The sequence below is a fragment of the Sutterella massiliensis genome (assembly GCF_016899755.1).
Taxonomy (GTDB): Bacteria; Pseudomonadota; Gammaproteobacteria; order Burkholderiales; family Burkholderiaceae_F; genus Sutterella; species Sutterella massiliensis.
On the sequence record NZ_JACJJC010000420.1, the window covers coordinates 1 to 272 of the forward strand.

Annotated in this window: 1 protein-coding gene; it reads right to left on the reverse strand. The window is 72.4% G+C overall.

The genetic code is table 11. From position 1 onward, the window contains the following. Positions 1-272 (reverse strand): hypothetical protein (locus tag H6A60_RS13160; RefSeq protein ID WP_205105317.1); only part of this gene is annotated, 272 nt, incomplete at both ends.

Consider the following 272-nt stretch of genomic DNA (forward strand, 5'->3'; position numbering starts at 1 on the left):
CGACGCGGGTGATGCGGTGCCGCACCGCTACGCCGCCCTCCGAGGTGATCACGTCGCCCGCGTGGAGCGTGACGCCCGCAGCGGTCAGGGCCACTGCTTCGAACACGACGTGGCCATCCGACGCGGCGGTCGAGTCGGCGCCGCCAGGGCCCATCGAGAGGGGTTGCGAACGCTTCGTCGCGACCTGGCCCCGCAGCGTGCGGGCGATCCGTACGACCTCGCCGACGGGCTGCTGAAAGGTCTCGTCGATCGTCTGGTGGGCGGGGTCGACC